The sequence below is a fragment of the Methyloceanibacter stevinii genome (genome assembly GCF_001723355.1).
GTDB classification, from domain to species: domain Bacteria; phylum Pseudomonadota; class Alphaproteobacteria; order Rhizobiales; family Methyloligellaceae; genus Methyloceanibacter; species Methyloceanibacter stevinii.
On record NZ_LPWE01000011.1, the window covers coordinates 477,364 to 498,162 of the forward strand.

Here is a 20,799-nt window from a genome sequence, read left to right on the forward strand (position 1 = left end):
ATGAGGACTCCCATAGTTGCTTTGGCGCTTGGCGCGACTCTCATCCTGACCGGCTGCAACGAAGACTCGGAAGGGCTGCTTCTGGGCGAATGGTATTGCTCATCGTCAATGGGTGAGGGCGGCAAAGCCAATGAGCGAATCCTCTACCAGGAAGGCGGTCGTCGCCAGTCGCTGATGGAGATGATTATGCCTGTTGGCGACAACACCTTTGAGGTGAGAAGCCGCACCGAGGGGCGGTGGAGTCTTGACGGTGCAGCGCTTACGGAAGTCTCCGATCGTGTGCAGGTCGTCAACTTCGTTGTTGACGGGCGGGAGCTGAATCCGGACGACCCGTTGGTCCAGTCATTGGTCAATGGAGGCATTGAGGGCCTCGGCACGACTTTCACAATCGAGCAGCTCGATAACAAGGTCCTGGTAATGTCCGGGAGCCGCGGCGGCTGCATACGACAGTAGTCCCGGCGGAAGAAGATTCGCGTAACCGTGCGGGCAGGATTTTGGTCCCGTTGCCGGCATCCCTCCTTCTCGCCGGCTTGGCTCATCTGAACGCAAACGTGACCGGGCGCGCCGCGCGGGATCAAGGCATCCCGCCGTTTCCGCTGTCGCGGACCCTCGGCGGGAACCCTCCTTGACCCGGACGGCTGAAGCGCCCGGTCCGTAGGGAAAGCGTTCGAGCCAACCCGTAACAAAAGGAGAAACGACATGGCACGCTACACAAACAAATCCCGCACTGAGAAAACTCGCGAACCGAAGCCGCCCGCACTGGTCGCTTACCACGTGGCCGAGCGCGGCGAGGACAAGTCCTTCTGGACCCGCGTCGGCGCGGCCTGGGAGCACGAAGACCAGAAAGGCCTCACGCTTCAGCTCGACCTGTTCCCGATGGGTGGCGGACGCATCGTCCTTCGTGTCCCGTCCGAGGACACGCAAGAGCAGCCGTCAGAGCAACCGCAGGCGGAGAGCGCGTAAGCGCTCTCCTTCCAATCCTATCCTCTGCGAAATGCGCCCTCCGGGGCGCATTTTTTGCGCGGCCAGACGCTGCCGATCTAGCTGGCCGAGCCGAGGCGGTCGTTGCCGTTCTCATCGGTGCCGACTACCTGGTCAAATAGCCGGGGTAGTGGTCCTCCAGGTAGTTTCTCGTGAGCGCGACCAGGTCAGCCATCCGGGTAAACGGCACGCGGTAGTCGGGCACATCGCCGAAGGAGTTGAAGGCCATAAGCTCGCCGTTGACAAACGCCATGCAGTAGACGGGCGAAATCCTCGGCTCGTGGAGGACTTTGTAGCGAATGCCGCGCTTTTTCATGCTCTGTTCAAAGTACAACTCGTGAATTCCCGGAAATCCTTCTCCTGCGACGAGCAGGACGATCTCCTTCGACTCTTCGGCATAGTCCTTTGCGTAGCCGGTGGGGTCATAGGGCGCAGCCAGTTCCGGGAGCGCCGATGCGGGCGCGGCCACCTGAGCGTTGGCTGGGCCTGATACTGCGAAAGTCAGCAAGAACGTTAGGAATAGAGAGACACAAGAGACGGTGCGCATTTGGTTACCCTCAATGTCGCCCCCGCCTTGCTGATACAGGCATGATCATGCGGCGAGATTTCGGCCTCGGCACTCGTCATGGTTCGGGATGCCGGCAACTCAGTCAGCGTTCTTGCCGTCATGGTCAGTCCATTGCTATTGCCCGTCGAGGCAATCGCTTTGCCGGCCAGTCGGTAACGCCTTTGGTGGCGATTACGCAATGTCGAGTAGCGTTGCCCGATGTCAGGCGGCCGCATCATCCTTCGCGTCCCGTCGAAGGACACGCAGGAGCGATCGCACGCGGAGAGCGCGTAAGCGCTCTCCTTCCAATCTTATCCTCAGCGAAATGCGCCCTCCGGGGCGCATTTTCTTTTGCGTGAGCAATCGGCCCGGCATCATGGGGGAGATGAAGGAACGAGGAAACGGCGGCAGCCGGAAGAATGCAGGATCGGCCTACAAGATAAAGCTCCGCGGAAGGGACGGCGCACCCATGTCGATGCGCGAGCTGCGCCAGGGGCTTTTCGACATCGTGCGCGAGCTGGAACGCTACGAAGCCTATCGCGCCAAATGGGCCACGCTTTACCTGACATTGGTGGACGAAGACGGCAACGAGATCCGCATCGATACGCGCGGCGAGCGCATCCTCTACCCCTATAAGAGCATTGCCGACGAGAAAGGCCTGTGAGGCGGTTGCCTGGGCTTGTCGGCGGCACTTCCGGACCCTACGTTCGGCACATGACGCATGAGTATGAGTTGCACCACCGCGAAACCGGGCCGCTCGGCGAGAATGACGAATACTGGACACTGGTCGTGCCTGATCACGGCGTTCCGTACGTGCGGCATCAACGCTCTTGGGGCAATCCCTACCGCGGCGAGGTGAAACAGGATCCGCCCAGGGACACGCCGGTTGTAGACTTCCTGGAAGGCCAGAGCTTTGGCCCAGTGTATGACGCGCTGCTGAAACGCCTTCGCGAGCTTGATCTCGGTCCAGGTGCATAGGTAACAGCGCCACGGCTCTGTGGACCGCAGGCGCTATCCGCCCAGTTGAACTGTTCTTCCCCACCAGAATCGCGCTATTCCGAAGCTGCGGCTAACGAGGTCCGTACAATCATGAGTTAGCGCGGCCGCAGGGCCTGAGAGCAGCAGGCACCGCAGGGCGATAGGTGGCGATTTCAGAGCATTTGGCAGGCTCCGCTGTCTTTTTCCGGGTGCATACGATGGCACTCAGATAGACCTCCCCAGAGATATTATGTAAACTATAGGTTGTATGTAGGGCGCACTTTTGGGTTTGCTTCTCAAACCCGTGCGCTGCTCGGTTGGGGGAAGGCTTTCCCCCGCCGCAGGGCGACCCCCTTCTGGTACGCCCCTTGCCGCCGTCGAGGCGGACCGGGGCGTGGGCGCTCATAGCCGCTTGGCCTAGTCACTCTCACAGCCGTGACGGGCTGCGGTGTCCGCTCCGAAGGGCTCTGCCCTGCCGCTCGGGCGTCCCGTTTCGCCTGGCGGCGAGCGCAAAGACGTCGCGTACACGTCTTTGCGCATTCGGCCGGCTGGTCCGGCCGACGGCAAATTGCGGAGAGGGGCTCCCAATCTTGGTGCTCCGCAATTGCCGGTGGTGATTGTTGTGTCGAGTAAGGGGGCCCCGGTGGCGATCTATAGCTGCAACCTCAGGAGTATCGGCCGCAGCACGCATGCTGCGGGGACCGCGGGCGCCCACATACTCTATATCAGCCGGGCCGAGGCAAAGCCCGTCATCCTCGTCAATGAAATGCCGGCAGAGCCGCAGGCGGCGCGCAACTGGCTTGATCGCGCCGAGCGGGCGTCGCGCAAAAACGCCCGCGTCATTGACAAAATTCGTCTGGCTTTGCCGCGCGAACTCAGCGAGGACGAACGGAGCCGGCTGGTCCGGGACTTCATGGAAGACCTCGCTGGGGATGCCCGCATACCATGGTATGCAGCCATCCACTTTCGCGGAAAAGACAGCCACAATCCCCATGCCCATATCGCGGTACATGACCGCGATATGGATAGCGGCAAGCGCGTCTTGCGCTTGTCGGATTCGGCCCGTGACCGTGAGAGGGCGGGACTGCCCGGGCCGAAGGCAGTTGAATGGATACGGGAGCGCTGGGAACAGATCGGCAATCAGGCGCTCGAACGGTCGGGGCACGACGTTCGGATCGATCGGCGGACCCTGCAGGCGCAAGGGATTGATCGGGAACCAACCATCCATGAGGGGCCTCGCGCCCAGCATATCAACGACCGGGTGAAGCGCCCGGCATCAAAGCGCGTCCTAAACGGCGCCGGACGCTTAATCGACTATCCGGCCATTGACCGCGGCAAGACCCGGCGGGAGTTCAACGCCCAGGTTATCGATCTCAACCTCGAGCGCGCGGTTCGCTCCGGCCGGCCTGAGACGGCCGCCTGGGCGCAGTTCGAGCGCGACCAAATGGATAAGGACCGCGCGCTGAAAAGCGGCTCAAGGGCGAGCGCGCGAGCCGCACGCGGGAGGAGCGCTTCCTCTCCGGCAAGTTCGTGGCCGAGGGGAAGCGGGTTCGCGCAGAGCTCAGGCTCAACGCGCGCGCCGCAGCCGCCGAAGTGCAGGCCAAGTATGAGCGGCTGCGGGCTTCCATGCGGCTCAGGCACCATGTCGAGCGGCGGCGCCTGCGGACCAAGCACAAGGCGTTTCTGTCCAGGCTAGCCCGAAAGCTATCCCGGAGTGTCCGCGAACGGCACAAGGCCGAACGGGTGCGGCAGGTCGAAGCGCATCGGAAGGATCGTAGCGATATGAGCGGCAACTATGCCGAGGCCAAGTCTCAGACAAAAAACAGGCTCAATGCGCGTTACGGAATCAAGATCGAGGCGATTGAAAAACGGCGTCTCGTGGAACTCGCGGGCCTTCGAAAGCTACACCGCGAAGCGGAAATGGAAGCCGACAAGCTACGCCAGCAGCGTGAACGGGATCGAGAGCTGGGCCGTGAACTGACCGAGCAACGTATTCGCGAATGGAAAAAGACGCGCCGGAAAGAGCCACGGATTGGTGACAAACGTCTGCGCCCCGACTTTGAGAAGGCGGCACAGCCGGACCCTTCGAAAGAGGAAAGGCTGGGTTCGGCGATTGCGCGGCTAAGGCAACGCAGCAGACGCCAGAGGAGCCGCGATCGTGATCGCGGACATGAACGATGAGGTCGTGATTCGGCAGCAATGAGGTTACTCTGCACGCGAGGGAGATCAGGGTCGATGGGCTATCGCGCCTGGAACAACTACGAAGAGGCCGCGGAGCAGGAGCGCCGCGCGGTGGTGGCTCGAATGCCGTTTCGCGAGAGAGCTTTGCTGCGGTTCAGGCAAGTGCTCGTATTGGCCGCGCTTCTGGCTCTTCCTGCCATCGTCGTGCTGAAGCTGTTGAGGCTGTTTTGAAGCGGGCGCATCCCTGGGGGATCCCGGCGGGCAAGACTTTGCTTGCCATTGGCGTTCTTGTTCTCCCTTCGCCGAGCCTTGCGCGCGAGTGTTTTGACGACGCATCCGGGATCTGTCTCGGCGACAGCGGCGTGGCCGAGATTTCCGGACGAGCGCAAGTCACGGACGGCGATACGCTCGAACTGGGACCGGTCAGGATTCGCCTCTATGGCATCGACGCGCCTGAGGCGTCGCAGACATGCAAGAAGGACGACGGGCGAAGCTGGTCGTGCGGCAATGAGGCGACCGCGCACCTCGCAAAGTTGGTAGGCGACAAGCGCATCCGATGCCTGGCCAGAGAACATGATCCTTATAACCGGCCATTGGCGGTATGCACGGCCGAGGGCGACAGTCTCAATGCGCGTATGATCCGGGACGGTCTTGCATGGGCCTTCCTCGAATACTCGGACAGCTATCTTGCCATGGAGCGTGAAGCCCGCAAGGCGCGGACCGGCATCTGGCAAGGTTCTGCCGAACCGCCCTGGGAGTACCGAAAAGACCGCTGGCAGCGTGCCGCCGATGCTTCGCCTCGTCCGGGCTGTCCCATCAAGGGCAACATCAACAGCAATGGTGAGCACATCTATCACACGCCCTGGTCGCCAGTTTACGACCGGACGCAAATTGACACCGCCGCCGACGAACGCTGGTTCTGCGATGAGGCCGAAGCCACGGCCGCCGGGTGGCGGCCGGCACGTTGGCATTGAATCTGGACGCTTCCTCCTCGTCCGATCCTCACTCACTCTCCGTTCTTCGCGGCCTCTCATTCCATAGCCGCTTTTTTGGACGCGCGTGCCGCCCCGTCAACGGGCGGGGCCGTTCCCCTTCGCACTACTGCTCCGGTGACTGAGCGGCGTGTCCGCCCGTCCCTCCTTTTTGCGCGTCAATGAGAAACCGCTCAAAGAAAGGAGAGACATCATGACAAACAAATCGAACGAAACCGCTATCCAGCATATCCCGCTGGCCAAGCTTACGCCCTGGGACGGCAATGTCCGCCGTACCGGCGCATCGGAGGGCATCGACGAACTTGCCGCTTCCATCAAAGCGCACGGGCTCCTGCAATCGCTTGTCGTCCGCAAGGGCAAACGCGGCAAGTATGAGGTCGTCGCGGGCAGGCGGCGCTACCTGGCCTTGAAAGCGCTCCTGAAAAGCGGCGCCATCGGCAAGGACTATCCGGTGGCCTGCAGGCTCGCGGACGAAGAGCTTGATGCTACGGAGCTCAGTCTGGCCGAGAACATCGTGCGCCTGGCAATGCATCCCGCCGATCAGTTCGAGGCTTTCCGTGATCTGATGGACGGAGGCAGCGCCATTGCCGACATTGCGGCGCGGTTTGGCGTTTCCGAAAAGCTCGTCGCACAGCGCTTGCGTTTGGGCCGGGTCAGCCCCGTCATCCTGGATGCTTATCGCAAAGGTGAGATCAACCTTGAGCTCGTGCAGGCTTTCGCGATCAGCGACGACCACGCTGCGCAGGAGCGCATCTGGTCCGAACTGCCGGATTGGGAACGCTACCCACGTACCGTAAAACGGCTCCTCACTGAGGATGAGATTCCGTCGAGCGATAAGCGCGTGCGCCTTGTCGGCCTTGACACCTACATCGAGCTTGGCGGGCCTGTTCGCCGCGATCTCTTCGAGGCGGAAGATAGCGGCTACGTCCTTGATCCGGAATTGCTGGACCGGCTGGTTCTGGACAAGCTGCGCATTGCGGCAAGTGCCGTCACCGAAGAAGGCTGGCGCTGGGTCGAAATCGTATCCGAACTCGATTACGGGCGCCTGGCGACGTTCGAGCGGCGTTATGCAGAGCCGGCTGAACTTTCCGATGAAGATCAGGCCGAGTTGGACGCTCTCACAGCCGAATACGATGGCATCGTGGACACCGATGACGAGGATCAGATCGAAAGGCTTGATGCAATCGACAGCCGGATCGATGATCTTACGGCTAAGGCGCTCCGCTGGACCGATGATGTACTGGAACTAGCCGGGGCTATTGTCAGCGTTGGTCATGGCGGTGATATCCGCATCGAGCGCGGACTGGTGCGCCCGGAAGATGCACCTGCAGAAGACGCTGGTAGCTCCGACGTCGATCATGATGCGGACGAGCCTGCGGTCAAACTTTCGGCCCGGTTGGTTGAAGACCTGTCTGCCCGGAAGTCGGCTGCAATCAGCGCAGAGCTGGCCAAGCGTCCGGATGTGGCCCTGGTGGTCGTTGTCCATGCCTTGGCACTTGGTTCGTTCTACACCTATGCCAGAGGCCATAGCTGTCTGGAGCTCAGCGCATCCGTTCCTGCCATTGGTCAGAGCCTCTATGATGCCGATGGCTGCATTGACCTGAATGAGCTGGAAACAGTGCGCGAGTCCTGGCTCGCAAAGCTACCGCAAAACCCGGGTGGGCTTTGGGGCTGGTGCCTGGAGCAGTCCCATGAGGTTCTCTTGCAGATCCTGGCCGTCATTGCAGCGCGTAGCATCGATGCCGTGCAAAGCAAAGGCATGGCAGAGGGTGCATCCGAGCTACTTCATGCATCGGCGGTAGCCGAGGCTCTTGGCATAGAGATGGCCGGGCATTTTACGCCCACGGCGGACAACTTCTTTGGCCGCATCAGCGGCAAAGCCATCGGGGCAGCGATTGCCGAGGCGAAGGCCGTCACGCTGGCTCCCGGTTGGTCGAAAATGAAGAAGGCCGAGCTTGCCGCTCTTGCCGAGCGGGAAATCGCCGGTTCCGGGTGGTTGCCAAAGCCTATTCGCCTCTCAAACTCTGACGACTTGGATCATGGCGACGAGAGCCCCAATCTTAAAGCAGCATGCTAGCTGCTTTCTGGGCCGCGCCCGCTTAGGGCGCGGCCTAACCATCGTCTGCAAACGATATCTGCATGAAGAAGCTCGATGTTACTGCATTGCGGCGGCGCGTCCACTCCAGCGCGCCTCAAATGCCGCATCGTCGAAATGCAGAAGTGAGATCGTGCAGTCGTAGTTGTCGGAAACTATCACGTTCTCGGAGCAGGCCTGTCCCAGCCAGACTTGCTCGTCGTGCTCGGCGTAAGAAGTCCCACAGCTCTGGCGGCGCATTGCAAGCGATTGGGAAGGGAGCTCAATCGGTGGTGCGTTGCGTGTCCGATAGTAGAGCCCGGATTTCAGAGCCGGCTCGCTTGGACGCGCCCAAAGGATAAATCCATCTCTAGAAAGAACGAGCATTGCGCGCCGGTCGCAGAAATGGAGCCAGCGGAGTGTCGCGGCGATAAGCGAAACCTCATATCGATCGGCGCAGTTTCCAAGTTCATCGAGCGTGGGACGGTCACGCGCCCCGATCTGGCCCCTGAAATCGTCAAGGGGCATTAAGAGCGTCGCGGCAAATGTGTTTGCTTGCTGCTCTAGCTGACCGAATTCCGACTTCCAGTTTCTCATGTCTTCGCTGCTGCACCGAAGGCCCTTGGGGTATGCGAATCGATGAAGCAGGTAGTGACCGAATTCGTGAGCGAGCGTGAAGTTGATCCGCCCGTTCGACTTGATGTCGTTATTGTAGAGGATGCCCCATCCGGTTCTACCCGCCGGCGCGGGCACCAGAGCGCCTTCAAAGCGGTTAAGAGCATCGCCGCGGATCATCGTAATCGGATCCGCGGGAAACTTTTGGGCGGAGATTTCCCGCGCGACGGCTTTCACATCTATGGGAAAGCGATCAGCCCCGAGGACCGTCCGTAAGATAATCGAGATATCGTTGGCCCATCGCTCCGGCCCAAACGGTTTGCTCATTCATCCTCCCACAACTCGATCATGCGGCGGATTTTCTTCTTCACATCAGGATCCATCTCTCGGTACTTGCGAAAAAACATCTCATCTGTGGCGTCAGTTTCCGTGATGGTTTGATCTTTACCCAGCAGATAATCCATCGTGACCCCGAGTTCGGTCGCGATGGCAGATAGCTTCTCTGCCGATGGTCGCGGTGGCGTCCTGTTCTCAAGCTCCCAAATGTAGCTCTTGCTGGAGCCGGTTCGTACCGCGAGCTGGTCCAGTGTCAGCTTTTTTCCCTTGCGCAGCTCTGTAATTTCTCCCCCAGAGCGGTGGTCATCCTTCAGCCCTTCTTTGCTTTTCGGTCGGTTCGCTAGTCAGAACAATTTGTCCTTGACTACCGAATTCGACTCGCTATGTAATGTTCAGAGTACCGAACTTTTAATACCTCAGTCAAGAATACTGTTCCGCCGCTGGCTGGAAGGCCCGGCGCCAAAATATACTGGAGACGAATATGACAGCTCGCATTCATGCCTTTCCTCTCGGCAATGCCGACACCCTTTGCATCGATCTCGCCGACGGGCGGAAGATCCTCGTCGATTATGCCGCCATGAGGAACGTCGACGATGCCGCAGACAAGCGCTGCGATCTTCCCGAAGAGCTTCGCAAGGATCTCAAGAAGGCCGGGAGGGACTATTTCGATGTCCTCTGCATCACTCACACCGATACCGATCACTGCAAGGGCTTAGGTGAATTCTTCTGGCTGCGGCACGCTGCCCTCTATCAGGCGACGGCCGCATCAAGATTGACGAGCTGTGGGTCCCGGCCGCCGCCATCCTGGAGGAAAATCTTGTCGGCGATGCGCGGCTCGTCAGGGCCGAAGCGCGGCACCGGCTGCGCGAAGGCAAAGGCATTCGTGTTTTCTCCCGCCCCGAACGGCTCCGGAAATGGCTTGAGGATCAGGGCCTCGATTTCGAAAGCCGCAAGCACCTCATCGTCGATGCTGGCAGCCTGGTACCCGGTTACAGCAAGGATGGCCCCGAGCGCGCGGAGTTTTTCGTCCATTGCCCCTTCGGCTGGCGCCAGGACGAAAACACGGTCATCTCGCGTAACGAAGACTCCATCGTCATGCAGGCGACTTTCCTCGAGGCGGGCGCGAGACCCATTTGTTCCTGGCCTCGGACGTCAACTACGACACCCTCTCATTGATCGTCCAGACCACGCGCAAGCATGGAAACGAGCACCGGCTGCTTTGGGATCTGATGAAGTTGCCGCATCACTGCTCCTACCTTGCTTTGAGTCACGAGTGCGGTGAAGACGAAACCAAGCCCGTGCCCGAGGTGGCGTGGCTCTTCGAAGACCGCCGGAATCAAGGCGGTGATATTATTTCGCCGAGCTGCCCGATCCCTTCCAAGGGCTCTGAGGCTGACAAGAGCAACCAGCCTCCCCACCGGCAGGCTGCGAATTATCACAAGCGCATTTCCGGCGAGAAGAACGGCGAGTTCACGGTGACGATGGAGCATCCCTCCACCGAAAAGCCGGAGCGCTTCGCCTATAAGGTCACTGAGCGCGGAATCGCCTTCGACCTTGCTGCTCCGATGGTCAGCACCGTTGCGGCCGCCTCAACGACAAGGGCCGGTTGATGAGCGTAGAGGATTGGCTGCAGGCCTTTGGCGATCCAGTGGGGGCGGAGGCCTTGGAAGTACCCGGTGCTAAAGCCCTCGCTTCCTTCGTTGGAACTTACGGCGCGCACATTGCCGGCGTGTCGGAACTTTACCGCAAGTCGGAATGGGAGCTGATCGTCCTGGATTTTCGCACCGGGCGTCCGCAAGACAGCGCCTATTCGATCAGACGCGTGGAACGGGTGGGCGTCCTTTTCAGGCATACGGAGTCGATGCCCCTAATTTTCATGCTGCGGGATGATTTCCCGGATACGGAGCATCAGCAGCTCGCCATAGAGGGTATGCCGCGCGCCATTTGTATTGATGATCGAAACTGGCTGGAGGCTCGGCTCACATGGACTCCCGCCGAGCTCATTCAGCGGATTCTGTCATGGTTCAAGCGCGCAGCGGAAGGTCGCTTGCATGACGCTCGACAGCCACTTGATCCGGTTTTCTTTGGTAGCCCTCTCAGCTTCATCGTTTCGCGCGCCGTTCTCGATGGTTCGGATGGACATAGACTCGTTGGCGTACACGACGACACCCATCGCTCGACGATACGTGTTAGACGAACGCGGGATGGCGCAGCGCCGGGCCACGCTCTTGAACCATTTTTCATGACGGCTTACCGCGTTGCTCCGGAGCACATGCGGCGTCTCCAGTTCGCGCCAGACAATCTCGCCAGCCTGGCCGCCATGCTGGAAGAGCGCGGCATCAAGCTTCTCGAGAACCTTGCAGAGGAATTCTCAGGCTTGTTCGGGCAAGGAAATGGCTGGGCTATCACGCCCGCTTCGCCGTCATCCTTGATATGCCGATTGTCGGCCCGTCGGGGGAGCAGCAGGAGGGAACCGATCTTCGGGCGTTTGTGTACGATAGATCCGTCGGCGAGATTGCTGTCGCTCTCGGCGTCGCTATGGAGCAGCGGGATGCAGATGAAGGTAGTGAAATTGGTTACGTGAAGGCTGTCGCGCAGAGCCCTGTCGAAGCCGAAGCCGTTCGCGCAATATCCATGCAAGCTGCAGAGGTGCATCTCGAATTCGATCGGGATCTCGCGACACAGCTAGCCGGCCGCAAGAAAGCAGATGACCGAAAAGCGGTGTTGGTCGGAGCAGGCTCGATCGGCTCGCACGTCTCGGATTGCCTCATCCGTGAAGGCCGTTTTCGCTGGACGGTGATCGACCCCGATATTCTGCTGCCGCACAACATCGGCAGGCACATCTTCAGAGCACCCGAAGCTACAAAGTTCAAGGCGAACCTCCTTGCCAAAGCCCTCTCCGATACGCTGGACGGGGACCCCGACAATGCTGACGCGATCACAGACAACGTCCTGGCTCAGGGCGAGGTCGGAGAGAAGATCCGTGAGGCATTAGCAGAAGCGGAGGTTATCATCGACGCTACCGCGTCCATTCTCGCCGAACGTTTTCTTTCGGATAACCCCTCACAGGCGAGGCGGATCTCCATCTTCTTTAATCCCTTAGGCGATGCAGGAGTCCTTTTGTCGGAACCTGCGGACCGCAACCTTAGCCTTCGGGATCTCGAGGCTCAGTATCTGGGATGGTTGGTAAGGAAGGAGGAATTTGCAGATCATCTGGAAAGCTCTGGTGGCGACTACGCCTATACCGGTGCTTGCCGCGCCATCACTAATCTTACATCTCCTGCGAACGTTACCGTCCTTAGCGGTCTGATTGCGACCGGGGTAGGGAGTGCGCTAGACGAGGATGCCGGCGCTATCAGAATCTGGAAGCTCCATGATGGGGGCAATGTCACGGCGCACACCTATGCACCCGAACCTGTTTTGTCCTTCTCTGCCATGGCCTGGATGGTGACGATCGACTCCGGATTGCTAGATCGCATCCTGGTCTTGCGTGCTGAACGACTTCCCGTGGAGACGGGGGGCGTGCTTCTTGGAACCGTCGATATCCCCAGCAAGCGCATCCACGTCATCGAGGCTCTCCCGGCGCCGCCTGACAGTGTCGAGACGAGGCACGGCTTCACCCGCGGGACGCAAGGCGTTCAAGACGCCCTCGATAACGTGTGGGAGCGGACGCGGGGGCAGGTGCGCTATGTCGGTGAGTGGCACTCGCATCCGCCAAGATCGGCTCCGCTGCCGAGCGCTATAGATCTGGTTCAGATTGATTGGCTTTCCACGCTTTTCGATATGGAGACGTTGCCGGCTCTCATGCTGATCGCGGCAGACGATAGCCTCAGCGTCATCCTGGCCAACAGCGAAGCCGCTCCCATTACACCCGATGCTGGAACCGAGCCTACGCCGGCGGGTGCGAACGCATGACGAAGCCTAAGATCGGATTGGCCCTGTCAGGTGGCGGCTCGCGCGCAATTGCGTTTCATCTTGGCTGCCTTCGCGCACTGAACGAGCTTGGCATTCTCGACCACGTCAGCGTCATCTCGACAGTCTCGGGCGGCAGTGTGATCGGTGCGCTGTTCGCTGCGAGGGACGAGTCTTTTGGCGACTTTGAGGCCCGTGTACGTAGCCTGTTGTCTGAAGGTTTGCTTCGGCGTGCTCTCTGGAAGATATTCACGACGAATGAGGGCTTAAAGGCGCTCTGCTGCTGGCTGCTACTGGCGACAACTAGCATATTTTTTTCGGTGCTATCGGCCTTGGTCTGGGCACTGTCATTTATGGTGTCGTCCGAGCATCGTAGCGGTTGGCGAATTCGCAGCGGCGCTCCGCTGACGCGGTTCGCCAGCCGAACCACCATTCTACAACGCGTTTTCGAAGAAGACATTTACAAGCATCGACGCCTTCGGGATTTGCCGCGGTCCAAGCCTCTGTTGATCGTGAACGCTGCGGATCTTAGGACGGGCTCTGCATTCTATTTTTCACGGGCAAGCACTGGCTCGTGGCGATTGGGAGAAGTGGCGAGCACGGAGATTTCACTCGCCCATGCGGTTTCGGCATCTGCCGCCTATCCGATGCTGCTGCCCGCAATCGATGAAACGCTGCCCTTTAACAAGCGCGATGGCTCGCGCAGAGAGGAGCGCGTGATCCTGACCGATGGCGGCGTCTATGATAACTTAGGGTTGGCACCTCTGTGGCCGGATCGCGATCCTTCGGTCAGCCTGAACGTCGCCGAAGTCGATACCATTATATGTTGCCGTGCCGGATATGGCTTACGGTTTGATCCGCCGAGCCAGTTCTTGATTGCCCGACTGGAAAGCGCGTTCTCTTGCATATTCGACCGGGCCCAGAACGCATCGATGAACCGCCTGTTTGATCTTAAGGCGGCCGGCAGGCTTAAGGGCTTTCTACTGCCCTATCTCGGCCAGGACGATGCGCGACTTGCCCACGCTCCTGACGATCTAGTCGCGCGCGAGGAGGCCTATTCCTATCCGACAGATTTTTCGGCCATGTCTGATGAATGGATAGATAAGCTCAGCCGGCGCGGCGAGCAGCTCACCAAAGCGCTTGTTGCGCAGTACATGCCGGAGCTCGCAACTTCAGCATGAGAGCAGAGTCGGGTGACACCTAAGCAGCTTCAAACTTGGAAACCTGGATCGCACTTGCCCGCTGCTCCGCCTGCCAGAGGTCATACTGCATCTGCTGACGCAGCCAGCTTTCGGGGGAGCCTCCGAAGCCTTTAGAGAGGCGGATCGCCATATCCGGTGAAATGCCGGCCCTGCCGTTCAGGACCATCGAGAGCGTGTTGCGGGAAACGCCGAGCCCTTCGGCGGCGGCGGTCACAGACAGGCCGAGGGGTTCCAGACATTGGCGCCTGATCGTTTCGCCCGGATGGGGGGGATTATGCATTATCATTCTCTTGGTCTCCTTCAATGGTAATCGAGGTAATCGACGTCAGTCGCGTCGCCGTCTTCGAAGCGGAAAGTCACGCGCCAGTTTGCCCGGACCGTTACCGCCCAGAAGCCCGCATAGTCGCCTCTGAGACGGTGCAGCCGAAAGCCGGGCAGGTTCATGTCTTCAGGAGCTGAGGAGGCGTCGAGCCGCGCGAGGACATCGCGCAGTGCCTCACGGTGATCCGGCTTTATCTGCCTGTCTTCGCCTCGCTCAAAAAATCGCTTTAGCGCCCTGCTTCTGAAGCTTCTTATCATTGTCTACAAGTGTATCACTGTAATGTACACCTTGTCAATTTTGCTGATGGGTTTGATGCGTGGGCGCGTCCGGCCTTGGCCGGACCGGGTTCTATTCGCCTTGGCTCACCGAGCCGCTGCGCGCGTCTCGGCCCATTCGGGTGACGATCCCTCGCGCGTAAGCTGCCAGCTTTGCCGCTGACCTTTTCCTTCTTCTTCTTTCGGGGCTGCGCCCCTGGCCGTCAAGGCCAAGCCCTTGGGGCAAAAAGCGGCGGGCCGTGTAGTTCGCTTACGCTCCCGGCCCGCACCACCTCCGCCGCATTTCGGCCTGTGACAGCCTCACCCCGCTCATTGCCGCTTGGCTAGTCGGGTTGCATGCGCAACCCGCTTTTCAAGGAGGCAGAGATATGAGTGTGAGTACAAGAGATATGACTTGCGAGAGGCGAGTCGATGGGCATTTGCGAGGGAGGCTTGAGGAGCTAAGACGCCTTTGGAAGGCGTGGCAAACAGGCGACGACACTTTGGATGATCTCGCTGTCTCTCCGAATACGGCCTCGCATTCGACTTCGTTGAGGCCGGTACGTTTGATAACCAGCGAGAGGCGTATTTTCGCTGGCAACTTTCCTGGGGCGGGCCTAGCGACGAGTTCCGCTTCTTTGCAGGGCCGGACCTTTCTTGTCACCGCATCGAATACTGGTTCCTCGACTGGTTCGATGGGGCCAGCCGCGTGCTCACCGGTGAGGACGAAGCACTGTTGCTGGAACTGTGGGAGTGGTTTCAGGAAATCGGATCGACTGAGTTGTGCCAGTAAGACTGAGATTGATAAACCGAACCAAAGTGCGCTTTCAAGTAAAGTTAAAGCTTATGCTTGATTAAGAATAGTTATTGTTTATACTTTGTGGTGCGGGGTGGAGCAGTCTGGTAGCTCGCAAGGCTCATAACCTTGAGGTCAGCGGTTCAAATCCGCTCCCCGCAACCAATGTTATGCAGTAATATTTACTTTTGGCGCCCCAAAGAGGTTATTTCGTCTATGAAGTGTGAGCCTTGTGGAGGCGTCCCGAACGCTTCTGGGCGCGATCTCTAGCTGCGGGGATCGAGCGGATCTCCGCTATTCTCCATTCGTTGAGTCTGCGCCTCAGGGGTGGACCGTCGGTCGGTCTGGTCGTCGCGTTCAATCGCGTGGCCTGAGGCGACAGGGTCAAGCTTATCCGCTTCCGACAGAGCCCATTCCGCCCAAGCCTCAACGTTGATTGTGTCGCCCGTGGATGCTGCCATTCGAACAGCTTCGACATACTCCCGAATGTTCGCGGCATCCCGCCAGCAAGCGGCATCTCGAATGAGGCCATCGATGCGCGCCTTTTCCAGAGTTGCGATTCGCTCCCGCTCACGCTTCTCCGCATCCGCCTTCCGTCTGATCTCTTCCTTGCGTTCTTCTTCCTTTCTCTTGCGCTCCCACTCGGCTAGCTCTTTGAGCCACTGCCGGTGAAGCTGCTCGCCAGCAACTGCCATGCCGACGATAATTTCCACGAGTTGCTTCTCAAGAGGCCGGCCATCTTCGTCCTGCCAATCCATTACCATGCCGGGTGTCGGGGTGCGTGTGTTCGTGATGGCAAGACATAGGGACTGGGGATTCTTGGCCTTCCTTGCAAGTGGCCGACGCTGCAACCGAAGCTTACTCGGTTCATCGAGCTGAAAATCGAGACTGATATCTCCAAGCTGAACACCTAGTTGCCGAGCCTCATTCCCGCGTAACCACGGACGTGCACCTACCTTTTCAAAGGCCAGGAATAGCCCGTTCAGGAACCGCAAACGCCTTCTCTCGAAAGGTTCATCAAAGCGCGGCTTGTTCCAGAAATACGGCCGCTGGGCGCACTCTTCCCGGAGCTTTTCGTCCTTCCGTAGCAGCGCTTCTATCGAACGGTGGGCACGCGAAAAATCCCGCGGCACTGCGACTTTGCCGAGCCTGTTCCGCAGCCGCTCCGCCAGGACCTCGATACTCTCCTCCTCGCCTGTGTTGCCGGGCTCGCTGGTGAGACGAGCACGCAATTCGTCCGAAAGTTCGCCGGAGATCGTCACGCGGTTGATTGTCACCAGGTCGCGTTCCGGAAGCTGGGCACGGATGACGGGCTTCCCCGCCTGAAGCTTGTTCCAATAGCCTCTTTCCGGCACGGGAATACCCAGCTTTCGGCAATGCTTTGCTAGGGCCACGTCGGAAATACCGATCTGAGCTGCGAGCCGCTGCTTAGGCTCCGACCAGACCAGCTCATATAATTGCTTGCGTGTCAGTGTGAACGTCATCGCAGCGCCTCCGTCGTCATCACGGCACAATTCTACCCCCTTCGATTCCCGATGCATCGCTCGTTGCCGACTGGGGCGCGCGCGAGAACGTATATTCGCGACCGGTCACCGAATTGGAATAGCTGGCCGGCCCAGGGTCGTCATTCCTGCATAGTCAGCGGCAAAAAGTCGGACCAGTCGAAGCGCAACTTCGAGCACAGATTTGAGCGCGCACGGGCGCCGAGATAAGCACTCGTATTTCACTGTAAGATTTTGCGATTGATCTGCTCGACTAGCAGTTGGCGCATTACCAGACCATTCCGCGCGAGCAAGCGGCAGTGAATTGCACCCCGCCGCTCTGGTTTCGATGTCGCCGCTGTCGGTCTTTGGAGACTGACCAATGAGTTCCTGATATGTTCTGTCAGCGCTGAGCCGCTTAAGCGACCAAAGTGATGTACCTTTGGCATCATTGGTATGGCGTGGGTATGGTATCCGGCCGGCGAAGTCACAGCCCGGTCCGCGCTTCGAAGAGCCGGGTTTGTGCCGGTATTTGTGCTCTTGGGAGACGGCACGTCTCCGTTGACGGCTACAGGCGTGCCCCCCATACTCGCGTTCGTCGCGGTTCTACGGCATCGACGCGGTGCCGGAGCTAAGAGGGAATCCGGTGCGCTTGCGCCAAGCCGGAGCTGCCCCCGCAACTGTAAGCGGCCTTCTGCCGTCCAATCGAGCCACTGAATCTTCGATAGATTCGGGAAGGCGGACGTCAGGCAAAACCGCGAGCCAGGAGACCTGCCACGACGGCGTTCAACATCTTCGGGCGGGGTAGTCCGGCGGTGGTTGCGTGGCGTCTTGCCTCTGCTTCCATGTGACTGTTCGGCCCTCGTCCTCAATCAAAGGGCCGACCATGGCTGCGTCTTTCCGTGCGGCAGCGACACCCCAACGCTGCGTTTGCTCCCTTTACCCATCCCTTCGAAGGGGGCGCTTGGAGCGAACGCCGCGCATGACGACCCAGTCGCGTTGCGGCGAGGGCGCATAGCATGTTGCCGGGACTCGATATCTCGCTTGAGCACGCTGTTACGGTTCTCAGCGATTTCCTCAACAAGGGCGGGCCTGCACTTTGGGTCATTGCAGCTCTCTCGGTCGTGACCGTGGCGCTGATCTTGTGGAAGGTCTGGAGCTTCCTTCTGCAAGGGGCGTTCAGCGGCGGCGGGTTGAGTGCGCGGGCGGCTGGACTTTGGCGTCATGGAGACCACGATCAGGCGCTGGCGCTCGTGGACAAACGCCGCTCGCTTCGCGCACGGCTCGCCGCGGCTGCCATGCATGCATCGGAGGATCCGGCATTGGATGGACCGGCAGCCGAGGCTGAGACGGACCGTGTCGGCACGCGGCTGCTCACCAGCGCGAGAAGTGGGCTCCGCGTCCTGGAACTGATCGCCACGCTAGCACCGCTTCTCGGACTGCTCGGCACCGTCCTTGGCATGATCGAGGCCTTTCAGACGCTTGAGGATGCCGGTACGCGGGCCGATCCAGCTGTCTTGGCGGGGGGTATATGGGAGGCGCTTCTGACCACGGCCGCAGGCATGGCCGTCGCGATCGTGGCCATGATCGCGCTGGTCTGGTTCGAGAGCATTGTCGACGCCGTTCGTCATGACATGAGGACGGCGGCGACGGTTATCCTCCTGCGCGCCCCGGACCAGGAGGCCGAAAGTGCCTGCGGCGAAGAAGAGGTTGCGGCGTGACCAGGCTTTCGTTCGGCGAAGCAAGACGCCGTCGATCTCCCAACATGACGCCGATGATCGACGTGGTGTTCTTGCTTCTCATCTTCTTCATGCTAGCGGCTCAGTTCGGGCACGACATGGCCATGCCGCTCAAACTTGGGGGCGGCCAAAGCGCCTATCGGGGGCCGCCGCGACTGGTGGACATTGCCCCAACCACGCTCAGGCTGAATGGCGAACCGGTCTCAACCGGCCAGATCGTCGGGGGGTTGCAAGCACTGACGGAGAAGCCCAGCGACACGATCATCTTGCGCGCCCGCGACGATGCCGAGCTTCAACGGGTGATCGAGACGATGGAACTGCTCAAAGCAGGGGGATTCTCCAACTTCGTATTGTTGGAGTAGGGCGGTGCGATTCCGAGAAGCTACGCACCGCGCGCGACGGGAGAACATCTTGCCGATGATCAACGTCGTTTTTCTCCTCTTGATATTCTTCCTGCTCACGGCCCAGATCGCGCCACCGCCGCCCTTCGAAGTTGCGGCTCCGAGCGCGGACGAAACGGATCTCGCCGACGGCACGCTTGTGCTCTATCTCGGCGCCGATGGGCGGCTCGGCTTTCGCGAGGCGGTGGGCTATGAGGCTGTGCTGGCCGGTCTGCACGATGCACTGCGCGACCAGTGCGGTGGACCTTGCAGCGATGACACGCGCCCCATCGCCGTGTTGCGAGCGGATAAGTCTGTCAACGGATCGAAATTGGCAGCGCTGCTTCCGAAGCTCGCCGCGCTTGGTCTGCGCGACATCCAATTGGTGACGGTTCGCAAATGAAGCGGCTGCTTGAGGCGACGGTCTTCGTGGCCATCGCCGTCGTTCTGCATCTGGTGGTGTTTGGCTTCTATTCCGAGGCGCCGAGCGATGAGTCCGCGGGAGATGCCGGAGACGTCGTCGTATCGGTCGCGGCGGCGTCCAGCGCGCTGTCGGGGATGGTGGCCGAATGGGAGAAGCCTCCGGAACCTGTTGTGGAGGAGCCGCCTGCGGCCGTTCCAGAGCCGCAAGACAGCTCCGAACAGGAGGTAGAACGCCGGAGTAAAGTGCCGCCGGCCGAGACGGAACCGGCCGAAACCTCTGAGCCTGAATCTCCCCCGGCCGCATCGGAACCGGCTGAAACCGCTGAGCCTGAACCTCTCCCGTCCGAGAAGGCGGACACGAATACCGAGCCCGAACGTGAGGCGCCCAATGAGGTGCCCTCCGATACTCAAGAACGGCTAGAGGCGCCGAAGACGGAGACGGCCGCGCCCGTTCCTCTACCGGCACCGAGCAAAGTCTCCGAGCCAAGCGTGCCGGACAAGACACCGAGCGTGCCGGAACAGAAGCGAAGCGCGCCGGAGAAGAAGCTCAGCGGCCCGGAGCCCCAACCAAAGCAGCCCCCGGCGAAGCGGCCAGAACGCAAGACGCAAGAGCACGTAGACAAGCAACCCAAGACACGCGCTTCGAGACCAGAGCCGACGCCTGCTGGCAGCGCCAGTCGAAACGAGCCGTCGGGGGCGCCCTCGAAGCGCAAATCCTCGTCAGGACAGAGCACAAAAGAGAGTGCGACCGGCAGGGGCAGTCAAAGCCAGCGCGCCGCTGGCGCCAAGCAAGAAAGCGAAAGCGCCGGCCGGAGCAAGACCAGGTCGCGGCCGGCAACAGTCTCCAAGTCGAGCGCGCGCAGCCTCATCGCCAGCTGGGGGGCTCGCATCCGCGCCCGCATCAATGCGCGAAAGCGCAGGCCTGCCGGGAATGCGCACGGTACGACAATTGTGCATTTGCGCGTGGCCACCAGCGGACGGCTTTTGAGCGCGTCTGTGGCCCGGTCCTCGGGAAATTCCGCGTTGGATCGGGCCGCTATGTCCGCGGTGCGCGGCGCCGGGCGATTCCCCGCCGCTCCAAAGGGGCTGACGAATTCGAGCTACTCCTTCTCACAGTCCATACGCTTCTAAAGAGGAAAAACCCGCAGGCCTTAGCGTTGCAAATTTGCAACATGTGCGCTGAAGATCACCCACACGATAGTTTTGTTCTTGGCAAGCCTGAGGTCTTTGATCGAAAATTAAAATCGTTCTGGTTCGGGCGGTTCTCCGTCCGATGAAAAGGGAACGCGGTGGGGCGCTACTTTGCGCCGAATCCGCGACTGCGCCCGCAACTGTAAGCGAAGAGCGGCGCTGAATACGCCACTGAGAGACCGAAGGGATCTCGGGAAGGCCAGCGCTCGCAACGACACGCAAGTCAGGAGACCGGCCAGGACAGCACACCCGGTTTCCGTGCGGCGCGCGCGTGAACGGCGGACTCCTCCGTAGTGGTGGCGCAATGCAACCGTCTGCGGCTGGGGGTCTCCCCCTCCAATGACATTTACATAGTCTGCCGCGCGGCTTCAGTGCTGCGCGGAACACGGGGGGGT

The 20,799-nt window shown here is 60.2% G+C and carries 25 protein-coding genes, 1 tRNA gene, 1 pseudogene and 2 riboswitches; of the genes and pseudogenes, 18 read left to right on the forward strand and 9 right to left on the reverse strand.

Going from position 1 to position 20,799, the window contains the following annotated elements:
• Positions 1-453, forward strand: coding sequence for a lipocalin family protein (locus tag AUC70_RS09065; protein WP_141702048.1), 453 nt, complete (start codon positions 1-3; stop codon positions 451-453).
• A 246-nt stretch (positions 454-699) separates the two neighbouring features.
• A complete protein-coding gene (locus tag AUC70_RS09070) occupies positions 700-963 on the forward strand; it encodes a hypothetical protein (protein ID WP_069444510.1) in 264 nt (87 codons plus the stop codon).
• A 124-nt stretch (positions 964-1,087) separates the two neighbouring features.
• Here the strand turns inward: AUC70_RS09070 and AUC70_RS09075 are convergent, their stop codons facing one another.
• Positions 1,088-1,450, reverse strand: a complete 363-nt coding sequence (locus AUC70_RS09075) for a hypothetical protein (RefSeq protein ID WP_069444511.1) — start codon at positions 1,448-1,450, stop codon at positions 1,088-1,090.
• Positions 1,451-1,997: 547 nt separating this feature from the next.
• On the opposite strand from AUC70_RS09075, the gene AUC70_RS09080 reads away from it, so the two are divergent.
• The 7 genes from AUC70_RS09080 to AUC70_RS09105 all read left to right on the forward strand — a co-directional run bounded on the left by AUC70_RS09080 (position 1,998) and on the right by AUC70_RS09105 (position 7,756).
• The gene (locus tag AUC70_RS09080; protein ID WP_244505557.1) at positions 1,998-2,192 is read left to right on the forward strand and encodes a hypothetical protein; all 195 of its coding nucleotides are present in this window, start codon (positions 1,998-2,000) and stop codon (positions 2,190-2,192) included.
• Positions 2,189-2,506 (forward strand): hypothetical protein, encoded by a 318-nt coding sequence (locus AUC70_RS09085; RefSeq protein WP_141702049.1) that lies wholly within the window; start codon positions 2,189-2,191, stop codon positions 2,504-2,506. The genes AUC70_RS09080 and AUC70_RS09085 overlap by 4 nt, the downstream gene beginning before the upstream one ends.
• A gap of 643 nt (positions 2,507-3,149) precedes the next feature.
• Entirely contained in the window at positions 3,150-4,202 is a 1,053-nt protein-coding gene (locus tag AUC70_RS16305; RefSeq protein ID WP_141702050.1) for a MobA/MobL family protein, read from the forward strand.
• An 86-nt stretch (positions 4,203-4,288) separates the two neighbouring features.
• Positions 4,289-4,687: a hypothetical protein gene (locus AUC70_RS09095; protein ID WP_141702051.1), complete on the forward strand. Its 399-nt coding sequence runs from the start codon at positions 4,289-4,291 to the stop codon at positions 4,685-4,687.
• Positions 4,688-4,741: 54 nt separating this feature from the next.
• Positions 4,742-4,918 carry a hypothetical protein gene (locus AUC70_RS17165; RefSeq protein ID WP_158007417.1) on the forward strand — a complete coding sequence of 59 codons (177 nt, stop codon included), beginning with the start codon at positions 4,742-4,744 and terminating at the stop codon, positions 4,916-4,918.
• 131 nt (positions 4,919-5,049) lie between these two features.
• Positions 5,050-5,661, forward strand: a complete 612-nt coding sequence (locus tag AUC70_RS09100; RefSeq protein ID WP_244505558.1) for a thermonuclease family protein — start codon at positions 5,050-5,052, stop codon at positions 5,659-5,661.
• A gap of 211 nt (positions 5,662-5,872) precedes the next feature.
• Positions 5,873-7,756: a ParB/RepB/Spo0J family partition protein gene (locus tag AUC70_RS09105; RefSeq protein ID WP_141702052.1), complete on the forward strand. Its 1,884-nt coding sequence runs from the start codon at positions 5,873-5,875 to the stop codon at positions 7,754-7,756.
• Positions 7,757-7,834: 78 nt separating this feature from the next.
• Here the strand turns inward: AUC70_RS09105 and AUC70_RS09110 are convergent, their stop codons facing one another.
• From AUC70_RS09110 to AUC70_RS17545, 5 genes and pseudogenes are all read right to left on the reverse strand, one after another.
• Positions 7,835-8,695, reverse strand: coding sequence for an ImmA/IrrE family metallo-endopeptidase (locus AUC70_RS09110; RefSeq protein ID WP_069444517.1), 861 nt, complete (start codon positions 8,693-8,695; stop codon positions 7,835-7,837).
• Positions 8,692-8,832 carry a hypothetical protein gene (locus AUC70_RS17995; protein WP_244505559.1) on the reverse strand — a complete coding sequence of 47 codons (141 nt, stop codon included), beginning with the start codon at positions 8,830-8,832 and terminating at the stop codon, positions 8,692-8,694. The genes AUC70_RS09110 and AUC70_RS17995 overlap by 4 nt, the downstream gene beginning before the upstream one ends.
• Positions 8,833-8,877: 45 nt before the next feature.
• Positions 8,878-9,018, reverse strand: a pseudogene (locus AUC70_RS18600) (helix-turn-helix domain-containing protein); the annotation flags it as partial.
• Positions 9,019-9,068: 50 nt separating this feature from the next.
• Positions 9,069-9,407: a hypothetical protein gene (locus AUC70_RS17540; RefSeq protein WP_206599341.1), complete on the reverse strand. Its 339-nt coding sequence runs from the start codon at positions 9,405-9,407 to the stop codon at positions 9,069-9,071.
• A gap of 47 nt (positions 9,408-9,454) precedes the next feature.
• Complete coding sequence (locus AUC70_RS17545) at positions 9,455-9,736, reverse strand: hypothetical protein (RefSeq protein WP_206599342.1); 282 nt, start codon at positions 9,734-9,736, stop codon at positions 9,455-9,457.
• Positions 9,737-9,837: 101 nt separating this feature from the next.
• On the opposite strand from AUC70_RS17545, the gene AUC70_RS17550 reads away from it, so the two are divergent.
• From AUC70_RS17550 to AUC70_RS09135, 4 genes are read left to right on the forward strand one after another with little or no spacing between them, the layout of a single operon-like run.
• Positions 9,838-10,314: a hypothetical protein gene (locus AUC70_RS17550; protein ID WP_206599343.1), complete on the forward strand. Its 477-nt coding sequence runs from the start codon at positions 9,838-9,840 to the stop codon at positions 10,312-10,314.
• The gene (locus AUC70_RS09125) at positions 10,314-11,288 is read left to right on the forward strand and encodes a hypothetical protein (RefSeq protein WP_069444519.1); all 975 of its coding nucleotides are present in this window, start codon (positions 10,314-10,316) and stop codon (positions 11,286-11,288) included. The genes AUC70_RS17550 and AUC70_RS09125 overlap by 1 nt, the downstream gene beginning before the upstream one ends.
• Entirely contained in the window at positions 11,243-12,619 is a 1,377-nt protein-coding gene (locus tag AUC70_RS09130; RefSeq protein ID WP_158007418.1) for an anti-phage 6A-MBL system cap2_3 protein, read from the forward strand. The genes AUC70_RS09125 and AUC70_RS09130 overlap by 46 nt, the downstream gene beginning before the upstream one ends.
• Positions 12,616-13,797, forward strand: a complete 1,182-nt coding sequence (locus AUC70_RS09135; RefSeq protein ID WP_069444521.1) for a patatin-like phospholipase family protein — start codon at positions 12,616-12,618, stop codon at positions 13,795-13,797. The genes AUC70_RS09130 and AUC70_RS09135 overlap by 4 nt, the downstream gene beginning before the upstream one ends.
• Positions 13,798-13,816: 19 nt before the next feature.
• On the opposite strand, the gene AUC70_RS09140 is transcribed toward AUC70_RS09135, so the two are convergent.
• A complete protein-coding gene (locus AUC70_RS09140) occupies positions 13,817-14,104 on the reverse strand; it encodes a HigA family addiction module antitoxin (protein ID WP_069444522.1) in 288 nt (95 codons plus the stop codon).
• Positions 14,105-14,118: 14 nt separating this feature from the next.
• Positions 14,119-14,397: a type II toxin-antitoxin system RelE/ParE family toxin gene (locus AUC70_RS09145; protein ID WP_069444523.1), complete on the reverse strand. Its 279-nt coding sequence runs from the start codon at positions 14,395-14,397 to the stop codon at positions 14,119-14,121.
• 881 nt (positions 14,398-15,278) lie between these two features.
• Between AUC70_RS09145 and AUC70_RS09150 the strand changes: the two genes are divergently transcribed.
• Positions 15,279-15,355 (forward strand) — tRNA-Met (locus tag AUC70_RS09150).
• Positions 15,356-15,456: 101 nt separating this feature from the next.
• Here AUC70_RS09150 and AUC70_RS09155 read toward each other — a convergent pair.
• Entirely contained in the window at positions 15,457-16,674 is a 1,218-nt protein-coding gene (locus AUC70_RS09155) for a hypothetical protein (RefSeq protein ID WP_069444524.1), read from the reverse strand.
• A gap of 581 nt (positions 16,675-17,255) precedes the next feature.
• Positions 17,256-17,464, forward strand: a riboswitch (cobalamin riboswitch).
• A gap of 226 nt (positions 17,465-17,690) precedes the next feature.
• On the opposite strand from AUC70_RS09155, the gene AUC70_RS09160 reads away from it, so the two are divergent.
• The 4 genes from AUC70_RS09160 to tolA are packed head-to-tail and all read left to right on the forward strand — an operon-like array spanning position 17,691 to position 20,344.
• Positions 17,691-18,392, forward strand: a complete 702-nt coding sequence (locus tag AUC70_RS09160; protein ID WP_069444525.1) for a MotA/TolQ/ExbB proton channel family protein — start codon at positions 17,691-17,693, stop codon at positions 18,390-18,392.
• Positions 18,389-18,772, forward strand: coding sequence for an ExbD/TolR family protein (locus AUC70_RS09165; protein ID WP_206599344.1), 384 nt, complete (start codon positions 18,389-18,391; stop codon positions 18,770-18,772). The genes AUC70_RS09160 and AUC70_RS09165 overlap by 4 nt, the downstream gene beginning before the upstream one ends.
• 4 nt (positions 18,773-18,776) lie before the next feature.
• Positions 18,777-19,193 carry a biopolymer transporter ExbD gene (locus AUC70_RS09170; RefSeq protein ID WP_280138238.1) on the forward strand — a complete coding sequence of 139 codons (417 nt, stop codon included), beginning with the start codon at positions 18,777-18,779 and terminating at the stop codon, positions 19,191-19,193.
• Positions 19,190-20,344 carry a cell envelope integrity protein TolA gene (gene tolA / locus AUC70_RS09175; protein ID WP_069444528.1) on the forward strand — a complete coding sequence of 385 codons (1,155 nt, stop codon included), beginning with the start codon at positions 19,190-19,192 and terminating at the stop codon, positions 20,342-20,344. Before AUC70_RS09170 ends, tolA begins: the two co-directional genes overlap by 4 nt.
• 102 nt (positions 20,345-20,446) lie before the next feature.
• Positions 20,447-20,658, forward strand: a riboswitch (cobalamin riboswitch).
• Positions 20,659-20,799 lie beyond the last annotated feature (141 nt).